Source organism: Kytococcus aerolatus (assembly GCF_900187395.1).
GTDB classification, from domain to species: Bacteria; Actinomycetota; Actinomycetes; order Actinomycetales; family Dermatophilaceae; genus Kytococcus; species Kytococcus aerolatus.
Map to the genome: position 1 here is coordinate 335,947 of NZ_FYEZ01000001.1, position 23,903 is coordinate 359,849.

At 72.8% G+C, this 23,903-nt stretch carries 23 protein-coding genes; 6 read left to right on the forward strand and 17 right to left on the reverse strand.

Going from position 1 to position 23,903, the window contains the following annotated elements; translation table 11 throughout:
* Window positions 1-60 precede the first annotated feature (60 nt).
* The 10 genes from CFT82_RS12170 to CFT82_RS11620 form a co-directional block, all read right to left on the reverse strand.
* On the reverse strand, window positions 61-1,323 hold the full coding sequence (locus tag CFT82_RS12170) for a thermonuclease family protein (protein ID WP_268807405.1): 1,263 nt from the start codon (window positions 1,321-1,323) through the stop codon (window positions 61-63).
* 131 nt (window positions 1,324-1,454) lie between these two features.
* Window positions 1,455-2,933: an APC family permease gene (locus CFT82_RS01590; RefSeq protein WP_088817342.1), complete on the reverse strand. Its 1,479-nt coding sequence runs from the start codon at window positions 2,931-2,933 to the stop codon at window positions 1,455-1,457.
* 115 nt (window positions 2,934-3,048) lie between these two features.
* Window positions 3,049-5,208, reverse strand: coding sequence for a DNA gyrase/topoisomerase IV subunit B (locus tag CFT82_RS01595; protein WP_088817343.1), 2,160 nt, complete (start codon window positions 5,206-5,208; stop codon window positions 3,049-3,051).
* Between the two features lie 43 nt (window positions 5,209-5,251).
* The gene (locus CFT82_RS01600) at window positions 5,252-5,749 is read right to left on the reverse strand and encodes a DUF456 domain-containing protein (protein ID WP_088817344.1); all 498 of its coding nucleotides are present in this window, start codon (window positions 5,747-5,749) and stop codon (window positions 5,252-5,254) included.
* Between the two features lie 5 nt (window positions 5,750-5,754).
* Entirely contained in the window at window positions 5,755-5,955 is a 201-nt protein-coding gene (locus tag CFT82_RS01605; protein ID WP_088817345.1) for a DUF7455 domain-containing protein, read from the reverse strand.
* A gap of 104 nt (window positions 5,956-6,059) precedes the next feature.
* A complete protein-coding gene (locus tag CFT82_RS01610) occupies window positions 6,060-6,620 on the reverse strand; it encodes a DUF3040 domain-containing protein (RefSeq protein ID WP_088817346.1) in 561 nt (186 codons plus the stop codon).
* A gap of 96 nt (window positions 6,621-6,716) precedes the next feature.
* Window positions 6,717-7,907 carry a DNA polymerase IV gene (gene dinB / locus CFT82_RS01615; RefSeq protein WP_268807406.1) on the reverse strand — a complete coding sequence of 397 codons (1,191 nt, stop codon included), beginning with the start codon at window positions 7,905-7,907 and terminating at the stop codon, window positions 6,717-6,719.
* On the reverse strand, window positions 7,901-11,527 hold the full coding sequence (locus CFT82_RS01620; protein ID WP_200815022.1) for a DNA polymerase III subunit alpha: 3,627 nt from the start codon (window positions 11,525-11,527) through the stop codon (window positions 7,901-7,903). Before CFT82_RS01620 ends, dinB begins: the two co-directional genes overlap by 7 nt.
* Window positions 11,524-11,979, reverse strand: a complete 456-nt coding sequence (locus CFT82_RS11815; RefSeq protein WP_200815023.1) for an SAV_6107 family HEPN domain-containing protein — start codon at window positions 11,977-11,979, stop codon at window positions 11,524-11,526. Before CFT82_RS11815 ends, CFT82_RS01620 begins: the two co-directional genes overlap by 4 nt.
* Before the next feature lie 64 nt (window positions 11,980-12,043).
* Window positions 12,044-12,352, reverse strand: a complete 309-nt coding sequence (locus tag CFT82_RS11620) for a DUF6504 family protein (protein ID WP_159461815.1) — start codon at window positions 12,350-12,352, stop codon at window positions 12,044-12,046.
* 193 nt (window positions 12,353-12,545) lie between these two features.
* On the opposite strand from CFT82_RS11620, the gene CFT82_RS01630 reads away from it, so the two are divergent.
* Window positions 12,546-13,634, forward strand: a complete 1,089-nt coding sequence (locus CFT82_RS01630; RefSeq protein WP_088817349.1) for a polyprenyl synthetase family protein — start codon at window positions 12,546-12,548, stop codon at window positions 13,632-13,634.
* Window positions 13,635-13,677: 43 nt separating this feature from the next.
* Here CFT82_RS01630 and CFT82_RS01635 read toward each other — a convergent pair whose 3' ends face one another.
* From CFT82_RS01635 to CFT82_RS01645, 3 genes are read right to left on the reverse strand one after another with little or no spacing between them, the layout of a single operon-like run.
* Window positions 13,678-14,037, reverse strand: a complete 360-nt coding sequence (locus CFT82_RS01635) for an Rv2175c family DNA-binding protein (protein WP_088817350.1) — start codon at window positions 14,035-14,037, stop codon at window positions 13,678-13,680.
* Window positions 14,034-15,413 carry a class II 3-deoxy-7-phosphoheptulonate synthase gene (locus tag CFT82_RS01640; protein ID WP_088817351.1) on the reverse strand — a complete coding sequence of 460 codons (1,380 nt, stop codon included), beginning with the start codon at window positions 15,411-15,413 and terminating at the stop codon, window positions 14,034-14,036. The genes CFT82_RS01635 and CFT82_RS01640 overlap by 4 nt, the downstream gene beginning before the upstream one ends.
* Window positions 15,410-16,144 (reverse strand): lysophospholipid acyltransferase family protein, encoded by a 735-nt coding sequence (locus CFT82_RS01645; protein WP_088817352.1) that lies wholly within the window; start codon window positions 16,142-16,144, stop codon window positions 15,410-15,412. The genes CFT82_RS01640 and CFT82_RS01645 overlap by 4 nt, the downstream gene beginning before the upstream one ends.
* Before the next feature lie 92 nt (window positions 16,145-16,236).
* Between CFT82_RS01645 and CFT82_RS01650 the strand changes: the two genes are divergently transcribed.
* Window positions 16,237-17,016, forward strand: a complete 780-nt coding sequence (locus CFT82_RS01650; RefSeq protein WP_088817353.1) for an alpha/beta hydrolase — start codon at window positions 16,237-16,239, stop codon at window positions 17,014-17,016.
* 20 nt (window positions 17,017-17,036) lie between these two features.
* Here the strand turns inward: CFT82_RS01650 and CFT82_RS01655 are convergent, their stop codons facing one another.
* From CFT82_RS01655 to CFT82_RS01665, 3 genes are read right to left on the reverse strand one after another with little or no spacing between them, the layout of a single operon-like run.
* Window positions 17,037-18,011: an ROK family glucokinase gene (locus CFT82_RS01655; protein WP_088817354.1), complete on the reverse strand. Its 975-nt coding sequence runs from the start codon at window positions 18,009-18,011 to the stop codon at window positions 17,037-17,039.
* A gap of 52 nt (window positions 18,012-18,063) precedes the next feature.
* Window positions 18,064-18,810: a hypothetical protein gene (locus tag CFT82_RS01660; RefSeq protein ID WP_143469448.1), complete on the reverse strand. Its 747-nt coding sequence runs from the start codon at window positions 18,808-18,810 to the stop codon at window positions 18,064-18,066.
* Window positions 18,807-19,052, reverse strand: a complete 246-nt coding sequence (locus CFT82_RS01665) for a hypothetical protein (RefSeq protein ID WP_088817356.1) — start codon at window positions 19,050-19,052, stop codon at window positions 18,807-18,809. Before CFT82_RS01665 ends, CFT82_RS01660 begins: the two co-directional genes overlap by 4 nt.
* A gap of 88 nt (window positions 19,053-19,140) precedes the next feature.
* Between CFT82_RS01665 and CFT82_RS01670 the strand changes: the two genes are divergently transcribed.
* Both CFT82_RS01670 and CFT82_RS01675 read left to right on the forward strand, forming a co-directional pair.
* Window positions 19,141-20,913: a DEDD exonuclease domain-containing protein gene (locus tag CFT82_RS01670; RefSeq protein ID WP_088817357.1), complete on the forward strand. Its 1,773-nt coding sequence runs from the start codon at window positions 19,141-19,143 to the stop codon at window positions 20,911-20,913.
* A 10-nt stretch (window positions 20,914-20,923) separates the two neighbouring features.
* Complete coding sequence (locus tag CFT82_RS01675; protein WP_088817358.1) at window positions 20,924-21,202, forward strand: Lrp/AsnC family transcriptional regulator; 279 nt, start codon at window positions 20,924-20,926, stop codon at window positions 21,200-21,202.
* 2 nt (window positions 21,203-21,204) lie between these two features.
* Here CFT82_RS01675 and trpD read toward each other — a convergent pair whose 3' ends face one another.
* Entirely contained in the window at window positions 21,205-22,278 is a 1,074-nt protein-coding gene (gene trpD, locus CFT82_RS01680) for an anthranilate phosphoribosyltransferase (RefSeq protein WP_088818268.1), read from the reverse strand.
* 89 nt (window positions 22,279-22,367) lie between these two features.
* On the opposite strand from trpD, the gene ctaE reads away from it, so the two are divergent.
* Together ctaE and qcrC are read left to right on the forward strand one after the other, a co-directional pair.
* The gene (gene ctaE, locus CFT82_RS01685; protein ID WP_407656015.1) at window positions 22,368-23,021 is read left to right on the forward strand and encodes an aa3-type cytochrome oxidase subunit III; all 654 of its coding nucleotides are present in this window, start codon (window positions 22,368-22,370) and stop codon (window positions 23,019-23,021) included.
* A 58-nt stretch (window positions 23,022-23,079) separates the two neighbouring features.
* Window positions 23,080-23,871: a cytochrome bc1 complex diheme cytochrome c subunit gene (gene qcrC, locus CFT82_RS01690; protein ID WP_088817360.1), complete on the forward strand. Its 792-nt coding sequence runs from the start codon at window positions 23,080-23,082 to the stop codon at window positions 23,869-23,871.
* Window positions 23,872-23,903: the final 32 nt, after the last annotated feature.

Genomic DNA, 23,903 nt, shown 5'->3' on the forward strand with positions numbered 1-23,903 from the left:
GCATCTCGACGGTCGAAATGCGCACCGGTGCCCTGCTGGGTGCCTCCTGCTGCCGGCTTCCTACTGCTTGGCCGCGCGCCACCCCGCCTCGATCGCCTCGGCCGCCGAGCAGAACCAGCGCTCCCCCTTGGCCGGTGAGATCTTGGTCTTCTCGTAGTGCTGCTGGCCCGGCGAGTGGAAGATCTTCTCGCCGTCGCTGGCGATGTTCCCCTTGATGCGGCAGGCTCCCGGGTCGGGGGCGGCCGGACCCCGACCCGGTGCGGTCGTCGGCGCGGCGGGCGCCGGGGCAGGGGCCGGCTCCGCGCTGGGCGTGGGCGTCGGCACCGGGGTCGGCGAGGCCGGGCACCTGCCCGACCACAGTCCCCGGCCCGCGGCCCGGGCCTGCTGCTCCGCCGCCAGGTGCTCTCCCCGATGCTGGTAGACCGCGCCGTAGAGGTACTCCGTGGAGAGACCCTGCCGGATCATCTCCACCGCCGCCGACTCCCCGCTGCCCATCCGCACGTGACGCACCAGCCGCCCGTACCGGTCCCGGTCGTCCTGCGTGGGGTCACGCTCCAGGGCCACGGTCGTGCCACCCACCAGGTCACGCATCCCTGCGGTCGCCTCCTGGAAGCCACACTCCCCGACCTCCGGGGTGTCGAGGCCGATGATCCGCACCCGCTCCACGCCGGTGGACAGGCGCACGTCGAGGGTGTCGCCGTCGACGACGTGCGTGACCGGCCCCCGGCGGGAGCTGCTCACCGGGCGCTCCGACTGGGCGGGACCGGGCGACCTCGACGCACTCGGATCGGCCGGCTCCCGACGATGCGGACGGTCTGCGGCAGGCCGGGACGCGCTCGGCCGGTCCGCGGAGGGCCCCTGGGCGGTCGGTCGGGCCGCGACCCCCACGGTCGGCTTCACGGAGGCGGAAGGCTCCGACACCGGCTCCGACGACGCGCCCGCAGTGGCCGAGCCGGTGGGCGAGGCGGGAGCGCTGCCCCGGGTGGTGGAGGTGGGCGAGGCGGGAGCGCTGCCCCGGGTGGTGGAGGTGGGCGAGGCGGGAGCGCTGCCCCGGGTGGTGGAGGTGGGCGAGGACGCGAGGCTCTGCGCGTCCCGGGAGGTCGTGCTCGCCGAGGGGTGCTGCTCCGAGGTCGGGCTGGCCGTCGCCGCGACCGAGGGCGGGGCCCCGGCGCCGGACTCGCCCGCATCGCCCCCGCCGCCGGACACCAGCCCGAACACGAAGACGACGGCGGCACCCAGGGCGGCGAGGAGGATCAGCAGGCACCCACACCCCAGGCAGCCGGCGGTGGTGTCCTCCCCGGAGGACGGTGAGGTCGGTGACACGGGAGGGCCTCCTGGCGCGGGATCAGCGGACGACGGCGCATCGTGACACACCACGCAGCGGGCCGCACCCGGTGGGGTGCGGCCCGCTGCCACGCTCTGGCGGGGTGGGCAGGTGCACCCCACCCACCGGATCAGCGCGGGTCGTTGTGGTGGTTGAACTCGCGCTGCGTCGGAAGCTGCTCCGGGTGGCGCAGCTTCGTCGGGTGCGCGTAGAGCGCCCGGTTGAGGAACCAGGTGATCGCGAAGAGCACCAGGGCGATGAGCATCAACCACCCGGCGACCACGTACTGCTCGGGGTCGCGACCGGTCCACGGGCCCAGCATGTACAGGCAGGCGGCGGCACCCACCCAGGGCAGCCAGGACGGGGCCCGGAAGAACTCGTGCCCGATCTCGTGGTCGCGCTTGCGCAGGACGATGCAGGCGATGTTCACCAGGGCGAACACGGCCAGCAGCAGCAGCGCGGTGGTGCCGCCCAGCGCCGAGACCTTGCCGACGAAGGTGATGAGACCCACCGCCAGCAGGGTGGTGACGATGATGGCCACCCAGGGCGACTGACGGCCCTTGTGCACCAGCGCCAGCTGACGCGGCAGCACCTCCTGGTTGGCCATGCCGTACAGCAGGCGCGAGGCCATGAGCATGTTGATCACGGCGGTGTTGGCCACGGCGAACATGGCGATGAAGGGGTAGATCGTGTCGATCGGCAGGTTCGGGGCGCCGGCCTGGACGACCTGCAGCAACGGGGTGTCCCCCTCCTTCAGCTCACCGACCGGCACCAGCGCCACGGCGGTCACCGAGACGAGCACGTAGATCACGGCCGTGATGAGCAGACCCGTGAGCATGATCTTCGGGAAGGTCTTGACCGGGTCCTTGGTCTCCTCGGCCATGTTCACGGAGTCCTCGAAGCCGACCATCGCGAAGAAGGCCAGCGAGGTGCCCGCGGTGGCGGCCAGGAAGGCGTTCTTGTCGCCCTCGGTCTCGAACATCATCGCCCGGGAGAAGTCGACCTCCGCACCGCTCATGCCGGTGACGGCCCACAGGCCGACGAAGATCACCAGGAGCAGACCGGTGAGCTCGATGATGGTGAGGACCACGTTGAGCCAGATCGACTCGGCCACACCCCGGAAGTTCACCAGGCCGACCACGAGCATGAAGGCGACCGCCAGCAGCAGCACCGCGGTGCCCTCCGGCGCCCAGTCCGCCCCGATGCCGGCGGCCAGGTTGGCCGCGAAGGCCTTGGCCGCCGTGGAGGCGGAGGTGATGCCCGAGGCCATCACCGTGAAGGTGACCATGAAGGTCAGGAAGTTGATCCCGAAGGCCTGGTGGATGAAGTTGGCGGCACCACCGGCGTGCGGGTACTTGGTGATGAGCTCGAGATAGGCGAAGGCCGTGACGATGGCGATCGCGAAGGCGATGAGGAAGGGAACCCACACGGCACCGCCGACCTCCCCGGCGACCTTGCCGGTGATGGCGTAGATGCCAGTGCCCAGGATGTCACCGATGATGAAGAGCAGGAGGAGCTTGGGCGTCATGACACGCTTGAGCTCGGTGTCCACCTCTCCGGTGGACGACCGCGCCTCAGCGGGGGCGGCGTCGCGCGAGACAGTACTCATGGGGGCTAGCGTGAGGCACAGCACAGCAGATCGGCCACCACGACACGCACATCGTTGTGTGCTTGAGATCTTGACCGGGCCCCTGCGACGGAGCGGGCCCGGCTCCCGCGAACGGTCAGGCGTCGATGCGCTCGGTGTCCAGGGCGGCGGCGTTGCTGATGATGAACTCCTTGCGGGGCGCCACCTCGGAGCCCATGAGCAGGGTGAACATCTGCTCCCCCACCTGGGCGTCGGCCATGGTCACCCGGCGCAGCGTCCGGTGCGCCGGGTCCATCGTCGTCTCGGCCAGCTGGTCGGCGTCCATCTCACCCAGACCCTTGTAGCGCTGCAGCGGGTCCTTGAGGGTGCGCCCGTTCTTCCGCAGCCGCGCCAGCTGCTGGTGCAGCTCGGTCTCGGAGTAGGTGTAGACGTAGTCGTTGGCCCTGCCCCGGTTCACCACCTCGATGCGGTGCAGCGGCGGCACCGCGGCGTACACCCGACCGGCCTCCACCAGCGGCCGCATGTAGCGGAAGAACAGGGTGAGCAGCAGGGTGCGGATGTGGGCGCCGTCCACGTCGGCGTCGGTCATGATGATGACCTTGCCGTAGCGGGCCGCCGACAGGTCGAAGCTGCGCCCCGAGCCGGCCCCGATGCTCTGGATGATCGCGGCGCACTCCTCGTTGGCCAGCATGTCGGCCACGGAGGCCTTCTGCGTGTTGAGGATCTTGCCGCGGATCGGCAGGAGGGCCTGGAAGTCGCTCTGCCGGGCCAGCTTCGCGGTGCCCAGCGCCGAGTCCCCCTCGACGATGAACAGCTCCGAGGCCTCGGTGTCCGTCGAGCGGCAGTCCACCAGCTTGGTCGGCAGCGAGGAGGTCTCCAGCGCGTTCTTCCGGCGCTGCGTCTCCTTGTGCATGCGCGCCGAGACCCGGGACTTCATCTCCGCGACGATCTTCTCCAGCAGCAGCGCCGACTGCTGCTTGCGGGCACGGGCGGTGGAGGTGAGGACCTCCGTGAGCTCCCGCTCCACCACCCGGGCCACGATCGACCGCACGGCGTTGGTGCCGAGGATCTCCTTGGTCTGCCCCTCGAACTGCGGCTCGGCCAGCCGCACCGTCACCACGGCGGTCATCCCGGCCAGGGCGTCGTCCTTCTCGATGCGGTCCTTGCCCGGCTTGAGCTTCCGCGAGTTCGCCTCCACCTGCTTGCGGACCACCTTGAGCAGGGCCTGCTCGAAACCCGTCAGATGGGTACCGCCCTTGGGTGTGGCGATGATGTTCACGAAGGAGCGCGTCGTGGTGTCGTAGCCGGTGCCCCAGCGCAGCGCGACGTCCACCTCGCACTCGCGGTCGACCTCGGTGGGCACCATCTGCCCGTCCTCCCCCAGGACCGGGACCGTCTCGGTGAAGCTGCCGCTGCCCTGCAGCCGCCAGGTGTCGGTCACCGCCTCGTCCGGCGCGAGGTACTCGGCGAACTCCGCGATGCCGCCGTCGTGGTGGAAGGTCTCGGTGTGGGTGGCGTGCTCCCCCGGCGTGCCCGGCAGGCGGCGCTTGTCGGTGACCGACAGGCGCAGCCCGGGCACGAGGAAGGAGGTCTGGCGGGCACGGTCCACCAGCTGCTGGTAGGAGAACTCGGCGTCGGCCAGGAAGATCTGCGAGTCGGCCCAGTAGCGCACCCGCGTCCCGGTGACCCCCTTCTTCGCCCGGCCGGCCTTCTGCAGCGCGCTGCCGCTGGTGACGGGGCTGAAGGCGTTGCTCGGCGAGGGCTCGCCGGACCCGTCGTCGAAGACACCGGGCTCGCCGCGACGGAAGCTCATGGCCCAGGTGGTCCCCGCCCGGTCCACCTCGACGTCGAGGCGCTCCGAGAGGGCGTTGACGACGCTGGCGCCCACACCGTGCAGACCACCCGAGGCCGTGTAGGAGCCCCCGCCGAACTTCCCGCCCGCGTGGAGCTTCGTGTAGACGAGCTCCACGCCGGTCAGGCCGGAGCGGGGCTCGACGTCCACCGGGACACCGCGCCCGTCGTCCCCCACCTCGACCGACCCGTCGGCGTGGAGGGTGATGTCGACGCCCGTGGCGTGGCCGCCGAGGGCCTCGTCGACCGAGTTGTCGATGATCTCCCACAGGCAGTGCATGAGACCCCGGGAGTCGGTCGAGCCGATGTACATGCCGGGGCGCTTGCGGACCGCCTCGAGCCCCTCGAGCACCTGGAGGTGCCGGGCGTCGTAGTCGGAGGCGGTCGGGGCGGCGGTCTTGCGGGGAGTCACGGGCGTCAACCTACGTGGTGGCACCGACGACATCGGGCGCGGGCCCGGAGGGGCGGGCCGGTGGGCGTCCACCGGTTCAGCGCAGCACCCACCACAGGCTCGTGAGCCAGGCCCCGATGATCAGCAGGTCGGCGGCCAGCTCGATGAGGATGTTCGTGCCCACCGCACGCAGGGCGTGCACGGTGGCCTGCCAGGGGGTGAGACCCGAGCTGCGGGGGCGGGTCAGCTGCATGAGGAAGATGCCGGCCACGAAGCCCACGAACAGGCCGACCACGGGGATGACGAAGGCGCCCACGATGGCTCCGACGACCCCGGCCAGCAGGGTGAGGTTGTCGATCCCGGCGCGCTTCATCCCCCGGCCCGGGACGAGGATCATGAGCGCACTGGCGCCGGCGGCGACCACGGTGGCGACCGCGAGGACCACCCAGCCGGCGGTGCTCTGCACGACCAGGGCCCAGCAGAGGGCGGCGGCCCAGACCAGGGCCAGCCCCGGCAGCACCAGGAAGGCGCTGCCGACCAGGCCGGCCAGCATCACGAGGCCGACCAGGACGGCCCAGAGGACCTCGTGCTCCACGGTGGTCAGCCCTGAAGCTGGTGGGTCTCGTCGAGGATCTCGACGTCGGAGCGCTCGCGCAGGGCCGGCAGGTGGGCCTGGCCGTGGTGGGCGCAGAAGAGCAGGTGGGTGCCGGACACGGTGGCGCGCAGGTAGGCGCGGGCGCCGCAGCGGTCGCAGCGGTCGGCGGGGGTCAGCGTCGGGGTGGGGGCGGTGGCGGTGTCCACGGTTCCTCCTGGGGAGACGATTCGGCCGGTTGTTCCTTCACCCCGGCCAACCGGCCCCGGGCGCTGTCGCTTCCCGGTTTCGCCGTGGGCGCAATCGGTCCGGATCAGGCGCCCTGCTGGTCGCGCCGGGTGTCCCAGCGCTCCTCCAGGCGACGCATGAGCCCCCCGGACGCGCCCGAGTGACCGGAGGGGCGGGCACCACCGGAACGGAAACGGCCGGTCTGCCCCTGCCGCCCGACGGTCGGCCGACCCTCCGCGTCACGGCCCCGGCGGCCGGGACCTCCTGCGGGGAGGGAGTCACCGCCTCGTGCCCCAGGCCCCTGGGAGGCGTTCAGCCACAGTGCCACTCCGAGCACCATCGCCACGAAACCGCCGGCACCCCACCACGGGACCCGGGTGGTGAGCGCGACGGCGTACAGGGCCAGCCCCAGCACCATGAGCCCGGCGACGGCTGTCATGCGCCCGGCGGTCAGGGTGCTCCGGCGCCGGGGCGGACCGGCGGGCGTGGCCCCGGCCCGGGAACCGAAGAGCTCGGCGAAAGGGTCGTGCTCGGGGCCGACCGCGCGCTCGGACTCCGGCATCCCCGGGGCGTCGGCCGCCTCCGGGGAGAGCAGGGATCGCTCGAGCTCGGCCAGCCTGCGACGCTCGTCGTCCGACAGTGACATGTTCACCTCCGTGGGGCCCGGGCCCGGGGGCACTCCCCACCCGGTGGACTCTCGGACCCACGCGTCAGGCACGCACGGGGCCGGTGCTGCGGCAGTCTACGCGGGGGCCACCTCCTGCGCGGCAGGCAGCAGGCTGGCCGGCCGGATGACCCCGGCGCCGAAGCGCGCACTCGCCCGGTCGACCGCCCGGTCGGCCTCCCGCCACCCCACCTCCGGCTCGTCGAGCAAGCCCTGCACCGGGGTGTCACCCGCCGGGGTGAGCCCCGAGAGGGTGACCCGGACCATCCGCACCCGGGCCCGCTGCAGCCCCAGGGACTCGAAGGCCTGCCGGGCCGCCGCGAAGATCTCCCGGCTCACGTCGCTGGGGCGGGCCATGGTCCGTGACCGGCTGAGCGTCGTGAAGTCCGCGAACCTCACCGTCAGCTGGACGGTTCGCCCCATCTCGCCGGCAGCACGCGCCCGGGCGGCCACCCGCTCGGAGAGCAGCAGGAGGCGCCGGAGCACCACCTCCGGGGAGTCGACGTCCTGCCGGAAGGTCTGCCCGTTGCCGATCGTCCGCTCCCGCACCCGGGGCCGCACCCGCTGCCGGTCCCGCCCCCAGGCCCGCTCGGCCAGGGCGGCCCCGGTCGCCTCGCCGACGATGCGCTGCAAGGTCGACCGGGGCGTGTGAGCCACCTGCCCCACCGTGGTCAACCCGAACCGGGCCAGCTGCTCCTGCGTCCGCTCCCCGACGCCCCAGAGCACACCCACCGGCAGCGGGTGGAGGAAGCCGACGACCTCCTCGGGGCGCACCTGCCGGATCCCGTCAGGCTTGGCCTGCCCCGAGGCCACCTTCGCCACGAAGGGATTCGGCGCGATCCCGACCGAGCAGGTGATCTGCTGCTCGGCGGCCACCGTTCCCCGCAGCCACTCGGCCACCTCCCACGGGGTCCCCCAGCGGCGAGCCGTCCCGGTGAGGTCGAGGAAGGCCTCGTCCACCGAGGTGGGCTGCACCAGCGGGGTCACCTGACGAAAGACCTCCATGACGGCCCCGGAGACCGCCGCGTAGCGGTCGTGATCAGGGTGGACCACCACCGCCTGCGGGCAGAGGCGGCGGGCCCTGGCCATCGGCATGGCCGAGCGCACCCCGAGCGCCCGCGCCTCGTAGGTGGCCGAGAGGACCACCGCCCGGCCGCCGCCTCCGATGATCACCGGTCGTCCGTGCAGCTCTGGACGGTCCACCAGGGAGACCGCGGCGTAGAAGGCGTCCATGTCCACGTGCAGAACGGCCGCCTCCGGGGTCACCACCCCGAGCTCCCGGGTGAGCTGTGCCAGAGCTTCCGGCTCGGCACCCCTGAACGCAGGGGCAGCCCTCGACCTTCCTCACCCTCGACCTGAGCGTCATGGGTCTGCTGGGTGAGTCCTCGCACCGCCGAGTGGGAGTCGGCCGCCGCCCAGGCAGCATGCATCCCCTCCACACCACCGACTCGCAGGGCGTCGGTGAGGGCGGTCAGCTCCCAGGCCCCGGTGGCTCGCAGCGAGACACCGCGGGCCCCGGCCCTGCGCACGGTCCCGCGCACGAGCAGGAACCACGAGGAGAACAGCACCGGGGCGCAGCTGCCCTGGACGTCCTCGAAGAAGGTGGCGTCACTCGCCCCGGTGGGGTCGTTGAGCGTCACGAACACCACCCGCCGCCCGGACCGGACCGGCGGGGTCTGCGTGGCCACGCGCACCCCGGCCACGAGGACCTCCGCCCCGGAGCGCTGCGCGAGGAGATCCCGCGCAGGGGTGACCCCCAACGCCCGCAGGGTCGGCAGGTGCGGGTCCATCACGTGGGCACTGACGTCCAGGCCCAGCACCTCCAGCTCGTGGGCCACTCTCTCCTCGACGGTCATGGGCGGCAGCCCGGAGCCGGCGGACGCCCCCGGAGCCGGCAGGTCCAGCATCGACTGCACTCCCTGCTCGGCAGCTGCCCGGTCCTGGGCGGCCCGTCCACTCACGCTGCGCTCGCGGCGGCGACGCTGCCGGGGATCCCTCCACCGCTCGAGCTCCAGGAGCTCCACGAGCAGGTCCCGACGGCGTTCCGGGGCGGCGAAGGAGTCGAAGGCCCCGGCCAGGATCATCCGCTCCACGACCGGGCGCTCCACGCGCGCTCGGTGCCAGAAGTCCGCCACCGAGGTGTACGGCTGACCAGCCACGACACGCCGGGCGTCGTCCTCCCCCAGCCCCTTGACCTCGGTGAGGGCGACCCTCACCCCCCAGGGGCGGGCACGCTGGCGCACCCGGGCCAGGGCCTCCTCGGCGCCCACCTCACCGGGTGCTCGCTCCGACAGCTCCCCCAGCAGCGGAGGCTCTCCCACCCGTTCCACGCCGTAGCCCACCCCGGAGGCGTTCACGTCGACCCCGAGCACGGTCACGCCCAGCTCCCGGGCGTCGTCGAGGATGAGTCGCTTGGGATACATGCCCGGGTCGTGGGTGAGCACCCCGGCCAGGAAGTGCGCCGGGTAGTGGGTCTTCAACCAGGCCGACTGGTAGGTGGGCACCGCGAAGGCCGCCGCGTGCGCCTTGCAGAAACCGAAGGAGGCGAAGGACGCCAGCACCTCCCAGATCCGGTCGGCCACCTCCCCGGTGAACCCTTGGAGAGCCGCAGCGGCACGCCACCACCGTTCGACCTGCTCCTGCCCCTGGGGCGTCCCCATCGCACGCCGCGCCTCATCGGAGTGGGCCAGACCCACCCCGGTGGTGGCAGCGATGATCTGGAGGACCTGCTCGTGGAAGACCACCACCCCCTCGGTGCTCCGCAGGTACCCGGTGAGCGCGGGGTGCAGGTGCAGCGGTTCGCTCCACCCGAGCCGGGCCGCGAGGAAGGGAGTCACCATGTCCGACTTCACGGGGCCGGGACGGAACAGCGAGATGTCGATGATGAGATCCTCCAGGCTCCGGGGCCCGAACTTCCCGATGAGCTCCCGCTGGCCGGGAGACTCGATCTGGAAGCACCCCAGGGTCCGGGTGGAGGCGATGAGCCCGTAGGTCTCCGCGTCGTCCCACGGGATCATCTCCTCGTCGTCGAGGTCGATCCGCACTCCCGTCGTGGACTCCACGAGATCCACCGTGTGGGCCATCGCCGACTGCATCCGGATCCCCAGCACGTCGAGCTTGAGCAGCCCCATGTCCTCGACGTCGTCCTTGTCGAACTGACTCATCGGGAAGCCCATCCAGCTGCGCTCCACCGGCGTCCGGTCGTGGAGACCGAGGTTGGAGAGGACCACCCCGCAGGGGTGCAGGGCGACGTGCCGGGGCAGGCCGTCCAGTCGCTCCACCAGCTCCAGCATCCGCTGGAGCCGGGGAGCGTCCAGCCCCGCCGCCCGCAGCTCGGGCAGCTCACGGACCGCCGAGCGGGCGTCCCGGGCGCGGATGTGCGGGAAGGCCTTGGCGAGCGCGTCGATCTCCTGCGGTGGCATGCCGAGCACCGACCCGACGTCACGGACCGCGTGTCGCACCCGATAGGTCTCCATCATCGACACGCAGGTCACCCGGTCGGCCCCGAAGTCCTCCAGCACCCGCTCGTAGATCTCAGTGCGCCGAGCCGACTCCACGTCGATGTCGATGTCCGGCAGCTCGGCCCGCAGCACCGAGCAGAAGCGCTCCATGAGCAGCCCGTGCCGCAGCGGATCGACCTGGCTGATCCCCAGCAGGTGGTTCACCAGGGACCCGGCCCCCGAGCCACGGGCCGCCACCCGGCCGCCCATCGAGCGGATGAGCTCGCACACGCGGGCCACCGTGAGGAAGTAGGTGGGGTAACCCAGTTGCCGGATCGTCGCGAGCTCAGCCTCCAGCCGGTCCTCGGCCTCCCGCCCCGCGCTCCCTCCCGGCCTCCGGTCGGCCAGCGCGCCCCGGCACCGGTGCACCAGACCCTCCATCGCGTCCGCGGAGTCCCGGAAACCCAGCACCGCGGGCTCCGGGAGGTGCACCGCCCCGATTCCCAGGTCATCCCGCGCCGAGAGCGCACACTCCGCCGCCACCTCCAGGGTGCTGGTCAGCAGCCGGTCTGCAGCCCGCGAGGCGGAGTGGAACCCGGCCCGCTGGGCGAGCCAGGCGGCCTGCTGGGCCATCGCCACCGAGGAGGCCAGGTGGCCGTGGGTGGTGCGCTGCCCGAGCTGCTCGGGGCGCAGCAGGACGCGCCGTCGGGCGGCGTCCAGCACGTCGGCCACCACCACGCCCTCCGGGTCGGTGTGCCGCACTGCGGCGGTCAGCACCACCGGGAGCCCGAGCTCCTCCGCCAGGTGCCACATCCCGACCGCTTGCTCGGTGCACCCCTCGGTTCCTGCCGGAGTGCCAGCAGCCACCAGCTCCACCACGAGCCGTCCTCCCTCACCGGGTGCGACACCCAGCCGCTCGCACCAACCCGCCAGCAGCGATCGCGCTCGGTCACGGTGCCGGGCCAGTACCGCCCGCCCCACATCGGAGTCCGGCCCCAGCAGCACGCGCACGGCCGGGCCAGCCCAGGCCACCATCTCCGGCGTGGCCCGCGGAGCCCCGCGCTCCCCGACGGCATGCACCCGGGAGACCAGCCGACACAGGGCGGCCCACCCCACACCGCCGCCTCCCCCGCCCTCCCGGCCGGCGGCCAGCACTCGGATCCGGTCATGGCTCTCGTCGACCCACTGCCCACCCCGCACCGCGCTCCGCGGCCTCTGCCGCGGAGCGGCATGGGCCATGGTGAGGTCCACGCCGATCACCGGGGAGAGCCCTGCCCCGGAGCACGCCTGCGCGAAGCGCACCGCCCCGTAGAGACCGTCCCGGTCGGTGAGCGCGAGATGCGACTGCCCCCAGGCCGCGGCCCGGTCCACCAGCTCCTGCGGCGAGGAGACGCCGTACTGCAAGGAGAAGCTCGAGGCCACGTGGAGGTGGGCGAACTCCGCGCTCACCCACGCCCCCCGACCACGCCAGCACCCACGAGCATCGCCGTGGCCGGCGGCAGGACGGGCAGCCCCACCACACGACGGACCGTGGCCTCGAACTCCTCGACCTGACGCACCAGGTCGTCGGCCTCCCGCTGGGAGCACCGCTGCCCGCCCGCCAGCGCCGACCGGCGCCGAGCCGAGTCGGCGAAGAAGACCGCCCACTCCTGGAGCTCCGGGGCCACCCCGACCAACAGCTCCCAGACGCTGCGTGGACGACCCCTCTCCCCCGGGACGCTGCGTGCCGCGACCACCGCGGCCGCCGCCCGCAAAGCCCCCAGGTGCGCCGCCTCGTAACGCAGCTCGGGCTCCGGGGTGGCACAGGCCTCGGCCAGGCTCTCCCGGGCCCGCTCCACGAGGGACAGCACCGTCCCCGCACACCCTCCGGGAATCGCTCCCTGCATCGTCATCGTCGTCATGGTCTCCCTCCCTGCTCTGATTTCCCTGTTCCTCCGGCATTCCCTGACCCGGCCCACCGGGCCCTCAGTCCAGGACCCGGTCCAGCTGCCACCCGGCCGCCACCCCTGCCGGAGGCGCCACGAGGTCGAAGACGCCCATCGGCTGGTGCCTCCCCGCCCGTGCCTCCACCCGCCAGACCGTCTCGTCGGCACCGGTCTCCCAGGCCAGCCCGTCGTCCTCGGTGACATGACGCCACCACGGGTGCCGCCGGAACCACCGGTCGACCACCTCGCAGACCACGTACAACCGCCCCCGCCAGACGAAGGCATCCGGCCGTTCCGCCCCGATCTCCTGCACCGTGCGGACCTCCACCGCCTCAGCACACCGCCTCATGACCGCTCCTTCCTCCCGCCCGCAGCGGGCGGGAGAGTCATGACCGGCGACCCTCCGGTCGAACTTTCGTTCTACTTCTTACCGTACGTGCGGACAGTACATATGTACCACACCGCCGTCAAGGGACATTGATCCACCGGGCACCGACAACCTCCCGGGATCCGCAGAATCAGGCCGCACTAGGCTGTGCCGCGTGAGTCCCCACCCCCTGGATCAGGCGTTCCGCGACGACCTCCACCGCACCATCACGGAGCAGATCGAGGCCCACCGCGCCCAGCTCGCCGAGATCGACCCCGACGCCGACGAGCTGGCCCAGGCCATCGCCTCCCTCCTGCGTGGCGGCAAGCGCCTCCGCGCGGGCTTCCTCCACTGGGGCCACCTCGCCGCCGGTGGCAGCGCCGGGCCGGCCACCACCCGTGCCGCCAGCGCGATGGAGTTCTTCCAGGCCGCCGCGCTCATCCATGACGACGTCATGGACGACAGCGACACCCGCCGCGGCGCTCCCGCCGCCCACCGCGCCTGGGCCGACCGCCACCGCAGCTCCGGCCTCGAGGGGTCACCCGAGGAGCACGGACGTGCCGGGGCGATCCTCGCCGGCGACCTCTGCCTCGTCTGGGCCGACACCGCCTTCACCGGCTGCGGCTGGGACCCCGCAACCCTCGAGCGCGCCCGCCCCACCTGGGATCTCATGCGCACCCAGCTCATGGGGGGCCAGTTCCTCGACATCCTCAACGCCGCCCGCCCCTGGGAGCACGAGTCCACCGCCGAGCGCGACGCCCGCGTCCTGCGCGTCATGCAGTACAAGAGCGCCAAGTACTCCATCGAGCACCCACTGCTCATCGGCGCCGACGCCGCCGGTGTCGACCCCGCCACCCGCGAGCTCCTCAGCGACTACGGGCTCCACCTCGGCGTGGCCTTCCAGCTGCGCGACGACGTCCTCGGTGTCTTCGGCGACCCGGAAGCCACCGGCAAGCCCTCCGGGGACGATCTGCGCGAGGGTAAGCGGACCGCCCTGGTCGTCGGCGCGCTGGACGCCGCCGCCCCCGCCGACGCCGAGCGCTTCTCCGCCCTCCTGGGATCCCCCGCGCTCAGCCCTGAGGAGATCGGCTGGATGCGCGGCCTGCTGCAGTCCTCCGGGGCGGTCGACCGCGTCGAGGGGCAGATCGACCACCACCTCACCCGCGCCCTGAGCGCCCTCGAGCAGGCCGGCCCGACCCTGGAGCCGACCGCTGTCCGGGCCCTCGTGGACCTCGCCCACCTCACGACGCAGCGCGCCGCCTGACCCCGGGGGGGCGGACGGCGCGCTCAGCCGGCCGCGCCCGGTCTCACCAGGCGGTCTCGGCGGCCCGGCGACGGATCTCGGTCTTGTGCCCGGCGTGGAGGTCTTCGATCGGCGACCCCTCCCGCAGCGTCTCGTCCGGCGCGAAGAGCCACCGGATGACGTCCTCGTCGGACATCCCGCCGTCGGCCAGCACGGTGATGGTCCCGGGCAGCGCCTTCACCACGCCCCGGTCGTCGAAGAAGCGTGCCGGCACCTGCACGACATCGCGCTCGCCGCGGCGCAGCGCCACGACCTCGCGGTCCTTGATCCACTGCCGCACGGTCGTCAGCGGCAGGTCGAACCGCTCGGCGAGATCGGGCACGGTGGTCCACTCGATGCTGTCGAACAGGTCCTGGTCGGTCATGACACGCCTCCGGTGGGGTCGCTCTCACGGAGCATCTGCGCCACGAGCAGCGCGAGCTCCAGGGACTGGTTACGGTTCAGACGGGGGTCGCAGGGCGACTCGTAGCGCTGCCCCAGATCCCCCTCCAGCACGGGCACCACGCCACCGATGCACTCGGTCACGTCGTTCCCCGAGAGCTCCACGTGCACGCCACCGGGCACCGTGCCCAGGGCACCGTGGACCTCGAAGAAGCCGCGCACCTCGTCGACGACGTCGTCGAAGTGACGCGTCTTGTGCCCGCTGGCGGAGGTGAAGGTGTTGCCGTGCATCGGGTCCGTGAGCCAGAGCGGGGCCGCCCCCAGGGCCTGCACCGCCTCGACGATCGGGGGCAGCGCCTCCCGGATCACCCCTGCGCCCATCCGGGTGATGAAGGTGAGCCGGCCCGGTGTGCGGTCCGGGTCCAGCCGGTCGACCAGCCGGCGCACGTCGTCGGCGCTGGTGGTCGGTCCGAGCTTCACCCCCACGGGATTCATGACCCGAGCCAGGAAGTCGATGTGGGCCTCGTCGGGGTGACGGGTCCGCTCCCCGGCCCAGAGGAAGTGCCCGGAGGTGGCGTAGGGCAGCCCGGTCCGGCTGTCGATGCGCGTGAGCGGCCGCTCGTAGTCGAGCACCAGGGCCTCGTGGCTGGCGAACACGGTGGTCGAGTGGAAGAGCGGCGAGTCCACACCGATGGCCCGGTTGAAGCGCAGCGCACGAGCGACCCCCTCGGTGACCTCGTCGTACTGCCGGACGGCCTCGGTCCGGGGAGTCCCAGCACCCCAGGTGACCATGTTCTCTAGGTCGGCGTAACCGCCGCTGACCCAGGCTCGGACGAGGTTGAGCGTCGAGGCGCTCGCGTTGTAGGCCTCCAGCATCCGATCGGGGTCGTGGAGGCGGCTGGCCTCGTCGAACGGGAACCCGTTGACCATGTCACCGCGGTAGGTGGGCAGCTCGACCCCGTCGCGGGTCTCGGTGTCCTGGGACCGGGGCTTGCCGAACTGGCCGGCGATGCGGCCGACCTTCACCACCGGCAGGCCCGCCCCGTAGGTGAGCACGGCGGCCATCTGGAGCAGCACGCCCACCCGGTCCCGGATGTTGGCGGCCGTCACCTGGTCGAAGGTCTCGGCGCACTCGCCGGCCTGCAGGACGAAGCTCTCCCCCCGGGACGCCCCGGCCAGCTGGTCACGGAGGGTGTCGCACTCCTCGGCGAAGACCAGCGGGGGGAACTGGCCCAGCCGCTCCCGCACCCGCTCGGCCTCGGCCTCGTCCGGCCAGCTGGGCTGCTGGCGGGCGGGCAGGTCGGGCCAGATGCCGGTGACGGCACCGGCCTGGACGGGACGGTTCGGCGCCGGATTCATGCCCCCTGCACCGCCCGTCGGGCCTTCACGACGCTGGAGTACTCGTCGACGTACTCCTGCCCGGTGATGGCCTGGATCCGCCGCATGACCTCGTCGGTGGCCGCCCGCAGGTCGTCCCGGCGCGGGTGGCGGATCATCTCGTCGAGCGCCTCCTCGGACTCACCGGCGTGCAGGGCGCGCAGGTGCTCCACGACGTCCAGCGGCTCCCCGAAGGTGGCGGTGAAGGTGCGCACCTTCGGCAGGCTCGCCTCGATGGGCTGGATCTCGGTCATCCCCTCCAGGCCCACGGGGATGATGGGCGAGCCCGTGGAGAGGGCCAGGCGCACCGCGCCGGTCCGCCCGCGGTAGAGGCGCCCGTCCGGGGAGCGCGTCCCCTCCGGGTAGATGCCCAACAGGTCACCGTCCTTGAGCACCTGCTCCGCCTCGCTGAGGGCGGCCAGGCTCTTGCGACCACCGGACCGGTCGGTGGGGATCTGCCCGACCGCGCGGAAGAAGGTCGCCATGGCCCGCCCCTTGACCCCGGGCTGGTTGAAGTACTCGGCCTTGGCCGGGTAGCGCAGCTGCCGGGGCACGATCATCGGCAGGGCGATGGAGTCGAAGAAGCTGGAGTGGTTGGCCGCGATGATGGCCGGACCGTTGCGGGGCACGTGGTGCAGGCCGTGGACGGTGGGGCGGTAGGCCAGATTGAGCGCCGGTCCCAGGGCCACGTTCTTCAAGGTCCAGTAGAGCACCAGTTCTCCTGCCTCCGTCGAGCACGGCGCCGAGCGGCACCGCCGCCCCATCCTTTCACGACGGGCTCCTGGCCCCGTGACAGGATCGGGACATGCCTGCCCAGCCCGCCCCGCTCCCCGTCCCGGCGACGGTGCCCGGTTCCGCCGCCCGCGAGCTGGGGCCACGCCAGGGGCACCCGGTGGTCCTCTGCCACGGCTTCACCGGCACGGTGCAGTCCTTGGGGCGGTGGCCCGACGCGCTGGCCGAGGCGGGGTACCGGGTGGACGTGCCCCGGCTCCCGGGGCACGGACGCAGCTGGCGGTGGGCGAATCGGACCGGGTGGCAGGACTGGTACCGCGCCACGGAGCGCTCGCTCCTGCGATCGACCGTCGACTCTCCCGCCGTGGTGGGTGGGCTGTCGATGGGTGGGGCCCTGGCCCTGGCGCTGGCCATCGCCCACCCGCGCCGGGTGGCCGGGCTCGTGCTGGTGAACCCCGCCGTCCGTGCGGCGAACCCCTTGGTGCCGCTGGCCCCGGTGCTGCGCCACGTGCTGCCCAGCGCGCCGGGGATCGCCAGCGACATCGCGGACCCCGCCGCCCCGGCGGAGATCGCCTACGACCGGGTCCCGGTGCACGCCCTGGCCTCCCAGCTGCGGCTGTGGTCGGGCGTCCGCACCCGCCTGGGCGAGGTGACCTGCCCGGTGCTGCTCCTGCGCTCGGCCACCGACCACGTGGTCCCGGCCCGCAGCAGCCGGGAGATCCTGCAGGGTGTCTCCTCCCCGGACGTCACCGAGGTCGTGCTGGTGCGGAGCCACCACGTGGCCACGCTGGACCACGAGGCGGGCGTGGTCTGCTCCGAGTCGACCGACTTCGTGCGCCGCGTCCTGGGCTGAGCCACCCCTGGGCGAGCCGCTCAGGCCGGGGCGCCGGACGTCCCCGGGGCGTCCACCATGATGGTGGCGGCCCCGATGACCCCGGCGTCGTTGCCGAGGCCGGCCAGCACCACCTGGGGCCAGGGGCGGTGCCCGCGACCGGTGAGATGACGCTCGAAGGCCCGCTGGGTCGGGGCCAGCAGGAGATCACCCGCGGCGCTGACACCCCCACCGATGACGATGGCGGCCGGGTCGAGGATCGCCGCGATGCTCGCGGCCCCCTCCCCGAGCCAGACCCCGAGCTCGTGGAGGAGCTCCCGCGCAGCCGGGTCACCCTGCTCGGCCGCACCGGTGATGTCCTCCCCGCTGAGCTGCTCAGGGTCTCCCCCGCAGATCTCCGCCAGTCGCTCCGCGTGCGGCGTCCCGGAGCGGATGAGCTCCCGGGCCTCCCGGACCAGGGCCGTCCCGGAGGCGTACTGCTCCCAGCAGCCCCGGTTCCCGCAACCGCAGCGGTGCCCCTCGCGCACGACTCGCATGTGCCCGATCTCCGCACCGATCCCCGCAGCACCGCGCAGCAGGACACCGTCGTGGACGATCCCCCCACCGATCCCGGTGCCCACGGTGATGAGGGTCATGTCGTCGAACTCCTTGGCCGACCCGTGCCGGAACTCGCCCCAGGCCGCGGCGTTCGCATCGTTCTCCAGGCGCACCGGCAGGTCCACCCGCTCCATGACCTGGGCGCGCACCGGCTCGTTGCGCCAGGCGAGGTTGGGGGCGAAGAGCACGTGCTCCCCCATCACGTCGACGAAGCCGGCGCAGGCGATCCCCGCCCCGGCGATCTCCTCACCGGCCGCCTCCCGCTGAAGCATCTCGATGACGGAGACCACCGCGTCGATGATGTGCCCGACCTCGTCCGCGGGCGTCTCCACCCGGGCCCGCTCGAGGATCTCCCCGTCGCGCACCAGGGCGCCGGCGATCTTCGTTCCACCGATGTCCAGCCCGATGGCCAGGGTCATGTCTCCTCCAAGGGGTGAGGGCCGCGGCACGGCCGGCGAGGGGGTGCTGCCGTCAGTCTGCCCGAAGCCCGCTCGTGGACGGGAGGTCACCGGGCTCCAGCCCCCGCCGGGCCAGGAAACGGGGCAGGCCCGTGGGCCCGGGGAGCTGCGGGGTCCCCCAGGCAGCGTCGACCTGCTGGAGGAGCTCCCGCCCACCGACCCGGTGCAGCTGCGCGACCGTTGCCAGGGAGCGCGCGTAGTCGCGCTGACGCTCCGTGAGTCCCTCCCCCTCCCCCCGGGGCTGGCTGCCGGTCGGGCGATGAGCCACCCACTCGGCCAGCCCCTCTCTCCACCACCACGGCTCAGCCGCCGGGATCTCCCGGTCCAGGAGGCAGTGGGCCAGCTCGTGACGGAGGACCAGTCCACGCTCCTCGGGGGACAGGCGGTCGACCGCGGGGTGGAGCAGGACGCGAACTCGAGGGGACCCCGCGGCGTCCTCCCGGGCGCCCCGTGCTGTCACCACCCGCAGCCCCGTGGTCACGGCCGGCTGATCGTCCGAGTACCCGGCCCCCGCCCACCGCGCCTCGTCGACGAGCACGACCTCCGGCTGCTCCGTGATCCGCCGCCCCCAGGCCCTCTCCACCGCCAGGGCTGCATCCTGGACCTCGACCGGCCACGGCACGCCCGGCGGAGCAGCCACGCCCGGTCCCCCACCACTCCCTCTCCGCGCGCACGCGCCCAGGCCCACCAGCGCCCCGGCCCCGGCCCATCGCAGGAGATCGCGGCGGGCCAGCCGGCGGAAGTGGGGTTCGCAGGTCACCCGGACATCGTCGCAAGCCCACCCGCCCACAGCTCCCCGTGGACCTGGGCCCGCGCGGACCAGGCCTCCCAGGGGTCCACGACCCCAGCCCGCACGAGTGCGGCCACCGCCGCCCGCTCCCGGGCGTCGAGCCGCTCCGTGGCACCCGCCACACCCACCTCCCGGAACCCCGGGCCGCCGCTCGGGTCCCCGCCCTCCCCGGTGCGACGCCCAACCTCTTCCTCGACCATCTGTTCGATCATGCACCCAGCGTAGAACAACCGTCCGACACCCGTCCGCGTCCGTCCCCAGGGGCGAGGTTGTCACCGCCGCGACCTACCCTCCGCAGACATGTCCGCACACCCCCTCCCACCCAGCCCCGCGGTGACCCTCCCGGCCCCGGCCGGGCAGGGGGTGCAGCTGAGCATCGACGACCTGGGCACACCGCTGCAGGAGGTCACCTTCGTCGTGTTCGACCTCGAGACCACGGGCACCGGGACCGAGAGCGAGATCACCGAGTTCGGCGCGGTGAAGGTCCGGGGCGGGGAGGTCCTCGGGGAGTTCCAGACCCTGGTGCGCCCGACCCGGGGCATCCCGCCCCGCATCCAGGTGCTCACCGGCATCACGACCGCCATGGTGGTCGACGCCCCGCCCCTCGCGGACGTGCTGCCCTCCTTCCTGGAGTTCTGCGGCGAGGCGGTGCTCGTGGCGCACAACGCCAGCTTCGACACGGGCTTCGTGCGCCGCGCCTGCGAGGCCACGGGCCGGCCGCACCCCACCAACCCGGTCGTCGACACGCTGCGACTCGCGCGGGCGGTCCTGCCCCGCGGCGAGGTCCCCAACCACCGCTTGGCCACCCTGGCCCAGCACCTGGGTGTCACGACCCCACCGGACCACCGGGCCCTCCACGACGCCCGGGCCACCGTCGACCTGCTGCACGCCCTCGTCGGGCGTCTGGGCACCCTCGGGGTCACCTCGCTGGAGGAGCTCCAGGGGGTCGGCCGGACGGTCAGCGAGTCCCGGCGCCGCAAGCGCACCCTCGCCGACGGCCTCCCCCACGCTCCCGGCGTCTACCGCTTCGAGGACCACCGCGGCGAGGTCCTCTACGTCGGCACCGCCGTCGACCTGCGCCGCCGCGTGGCGCAGTACTTCACCGCCTCGGAGAAGCGGCGGCGGATGGAGGAGATGGTGCGGCTGGCCGAGCGGTGCGTGCCCATCGTCTGCGAGACGGGCCTGGAGGCCGCGGTCCGCGAGCTGCGCCTGATCGCCGAGCACCGCCCCCGGTACAACCGCCGCGATCGCAACGCGGGCTCCCAGCCGTACGTCAAGCTCACCGACGAGCCCTTCCCCCGCCTGTCCGTGGTGCGCAGCGTGCGCGAGGACGGGGGCACCTACATCGGCCCCCTCCCCACGACCTCGGCAGCCCGGCAGGCGGTGGAGGCCCTGCACTCCGCCCTGCGCCTGCGGCAGTGCACCCCCCGCATCACCCCCGCCTCCGCGGCCCGGGAGACCACGGCCTGCCTGCTGGCGGATCTGGGCCGCTGCGACGCCCCGTGCACCGGGAGGATCTCGCAGGAGGGATACGCCGCAGCGGCCGAGGAGGCACGCCGGGCGATGGGGGCGGACCACCGCCCCGCCTGGCGGGCCATCTCCGAGCGCCTGGCCTCCCTGGCCGCGGACGAGCGCTACGAGGAGGCACGGATCCTGCGCGACGCGGCCCGCGCCTGGCTGCGCGCCGCGGACCGCCGGCAGCGCCACACCGCACTCGCCCGGATCCCGGAGCTGGTGGCCGCCCGGCGCCTCGCAGCCGGTGGGTGGGAGCTCGTGTGCGTGCGCCACGGGCGGCTGGCCGGCAGCGCGGTGGCTCCGCGGGGGACAGATCCGATGCTGGTCGCCGAGGCCCTGCGGAGCACGGCCGAGGTGACCGCCCCGGGCCCCCAGGGCTCGCCCGCCTGCCTCCCCGGCGAGGCGGACCTCGTCCTGCACTGGCTCGAGGGCCCGGGAGTCCGCCTGGTCCACAGCCAGACCGGCTGGGCCGTCCCGCTCCACGGCCCAGGTCGGACGCTGCAGCGGCTGGAGGCCGCGCTGGCGGCTGAGCGGAGCGCCACCGAGGAGACCGACTAACCTCGAGCGCATGATCTCCGCCGTCGTCCTCATCCACGCCGAGTCCGCCAAGATCCCGCAGGTCGCCGAGCAGGTGGTCGAGATCCCCGGCATCGACACGGTCTACTCCACCGCCGGGAGCGTGGACCTCATCGCGATCGCCCGGGTGGCGCGGCACGAGGACTTCGCCGGCGTGATCGCCGACCGCCTCAACAAGGTCGAGGGGGTCCGGGACACCGAGACCCACATCGCCTTCCGCACCTACTCGCCGTCGGACGTGGAGGAGGGCTTCGCCCTCGGGATGGACTGAGCTCAGCCGCGGCTGACCTCACCCCACTGCCGCAGCTTCTCCTCCGCCTGCCCGGCGGAGAGCACCTCCCGGACCCGTTCGACGTGGCGCGCGACGTGCGCGGTGAAGTCCTGCTGCGAGACCTCCTCCGGCAGCGAGCCCGCGTCCACGGCCGCCAGCGCGAGCCCGGCGTTGAGCACGGTCGCCTCCGTGGCCGGGGAGGGCCTGCCAGCCATCACCTCCCGCACCACCTCGGCGTTGTGCTCGGCGTCGCCGCCCCGCAGGGCCTCGACGGGGTGGCGCTCCACCCCCACCTGCTCGGGCTCGAGAGTGAAGGAGCGCACCTGGGCCCGGCTCACCCAGCGGACGTCGGTCGGCCCGGCCGTGCTCGCCTCGTCGAGACCCTCGCGCCCCCGGACGACGGCTGCCGTGGTCCCCCGGCCGGCGAACACCCCGGCCAGCAGGTCCATCACCTCGGCCCGGGCGGAACCCACCACGGAGACCGTAGGCCGGGCGGGGTTGGTGATGGGACCCAGCAGGTTGAACGCCGTGGGAACCCCCAGGCCACGGCGAGCCGGGGCCGCGTGGCGCATCGAGGGGTGGAAGGTCTGGGCGAAGCAGAAGGTGATGCCCACCTCCCGCCCCACCCGGGCCACGTCTCCCGGGCCCAGGCCGAGGTCCACCCCGAGGGCCTCGATGACATCAGCGGCGCCCGAGCGGCTGGAGGCCGCACGGTTCCCGTGCTTGACCACGGTCACCCCCGCGGCCGCGGCGGCGATGGAGGACATGGTGGAGATGTTCACCGTGTCGAACCCGTCGCCCCCGGTGCCCACGATGTCGAGCACCGCCCGCCCTCCCAGGTCCAGCCGGAGCGGCAGCGCCTGCTCCACCATGACGTCCGCGAGACCCCGCACCTCGGCGACCGTCTCCCCCTTGGCCCGGAGGGCCACGAGGAAACCCGCGACCTCGATGTCGCTCGCCTCACCGGACATAACCTGCCCCATGGCCCACCGCGTCGCATCGGTCGTGAGGTCCTCGCCCGCCAGCAGGTCGGCGAGGACGGAGCGCCAGGTCAGGGCTCGGGGTGCAGGTGCCATGAACCGCATCTTAGTGAGGCCGGCGCGCCCGCCACGCGGCCGAGGCACCCCTCCCACACCCCCTCCGACCCATGGTCCATAATGCTCCCGTGGCGACAGTGACCTATCCCCCAGCTCAAGCCGAGATCCGCAACAGCGCACTCGGCCCGGTGACGCGACCCAACATGGCGGCGGTGGGAACCATCGTCTGGCTCGGGTCCGAGTTGATGTTCTTCGCGGGCATCTTCGCGATCTACTTCACGCTCCGCGCGGTGGCACCCCATCTCTGGGAGCTGCACGCCCCGGACCTGAACGTGCCGTTCGCGCTTGGCAACACCCTGATCCTCGTGATCTCGTCCGTCTGGTGCCAGATCGGCGTGATGAAGGCCGAGCACGGCCAGTCGTCGCGCACCGGTGGCCTGCTCGAGATCGGCAAGTGGGGCATGCGCGAGTGGTACGTGCTCACGTACATCTTCGGCTCGGTGTTCATCGCCGGCCAGGTGTGGGAGTACGCGCAGCTCGTGGGGCACGGCTTCACGATGCAGACCGACTCGTACACCTCGATCTTCTACCTGTCGACGGGCTTCCACGGCATCCACGTGCTGGGTGGCCTGATCGCCTTCCTGCTGATCATCGGCCGCACCTTCACCACGCGGCACTACTCGCACTCGCAGGCGACCGGCGCCATTGTGACCAGCTACTACTGGCACTTCGTCGACATCGTGTGGATCGTGCTCTTCGCCTCGATCTACCTCCTGCGGTGACCAGCCCAACCGTCACCTCCCCTGCTCCTCCCGTGTCCTCCGACGATTGGTCCGATCGATGAACTCCCTGCTCGAGTACCGGCGCCACCCGGCTGCCGTTGTCGTGCTGCTCCTCGCCGCCCTGGCGACCATGGGCGGCCTGTACACGGCCCTCAAGCCCACTGACGTGAGCGCACAGTCCGCCTCCTACTCCGAGGAGGACGTCAAGGAGGGCGACAAGCTCTTCCAGGCCAACTGCGCCACCTGCCACGGCGAGCAGGGCGAGGGCATCACCGAGGCCGGCCCGTCGCTCGCCGGCGTCGGCGCGGCCGCCGTCGACTTCCAGGTCGGCACCGGCCGCATGCCGCTGGCCGCCCCGAACGTGCAGGCCGCCCGCAAGGAGCCGCAGTTCGACGAGGAGCAGACCAAGCAGCTCGCCGCCTTCGTCGCCTCGCTCGGTGCCGGCCCGACCGTCCCGGACGCCAAGTACACGGACCTCGAGGGCGCCGACCCGGCCAACGGTGGCGAGCTCTTCCGCGTCAACTGCGCCATGTGCCACAACTTCAACGGCTCCGGCGGCGCCCTGACGCGCGGCAAGTACGCCCCCTCGCTGGAGGGCGTGAGCCCCACCCACCTCTACGAGGCCATGGAGACCGGCCCGCAGAACATGCCGGTCTTCTCCGACACCAACCTGTCGCCGCAGGACAAGGAGGACATCTCCGCGTACCTGGACGAGATGCACAGCGCCCCGAACGAGGGCGGCAACGACCTGGGCAACCTCGGCCCGGTCGCTGACGGTGTCTTCATCTGGACCATCGGCATCGGCATCTTCCTGGCCTCGGCCATCTGGCTCACCCGGAAGTCCAGCTGATGACCCCCGCACCCACCCCTGCCCACGGAGAG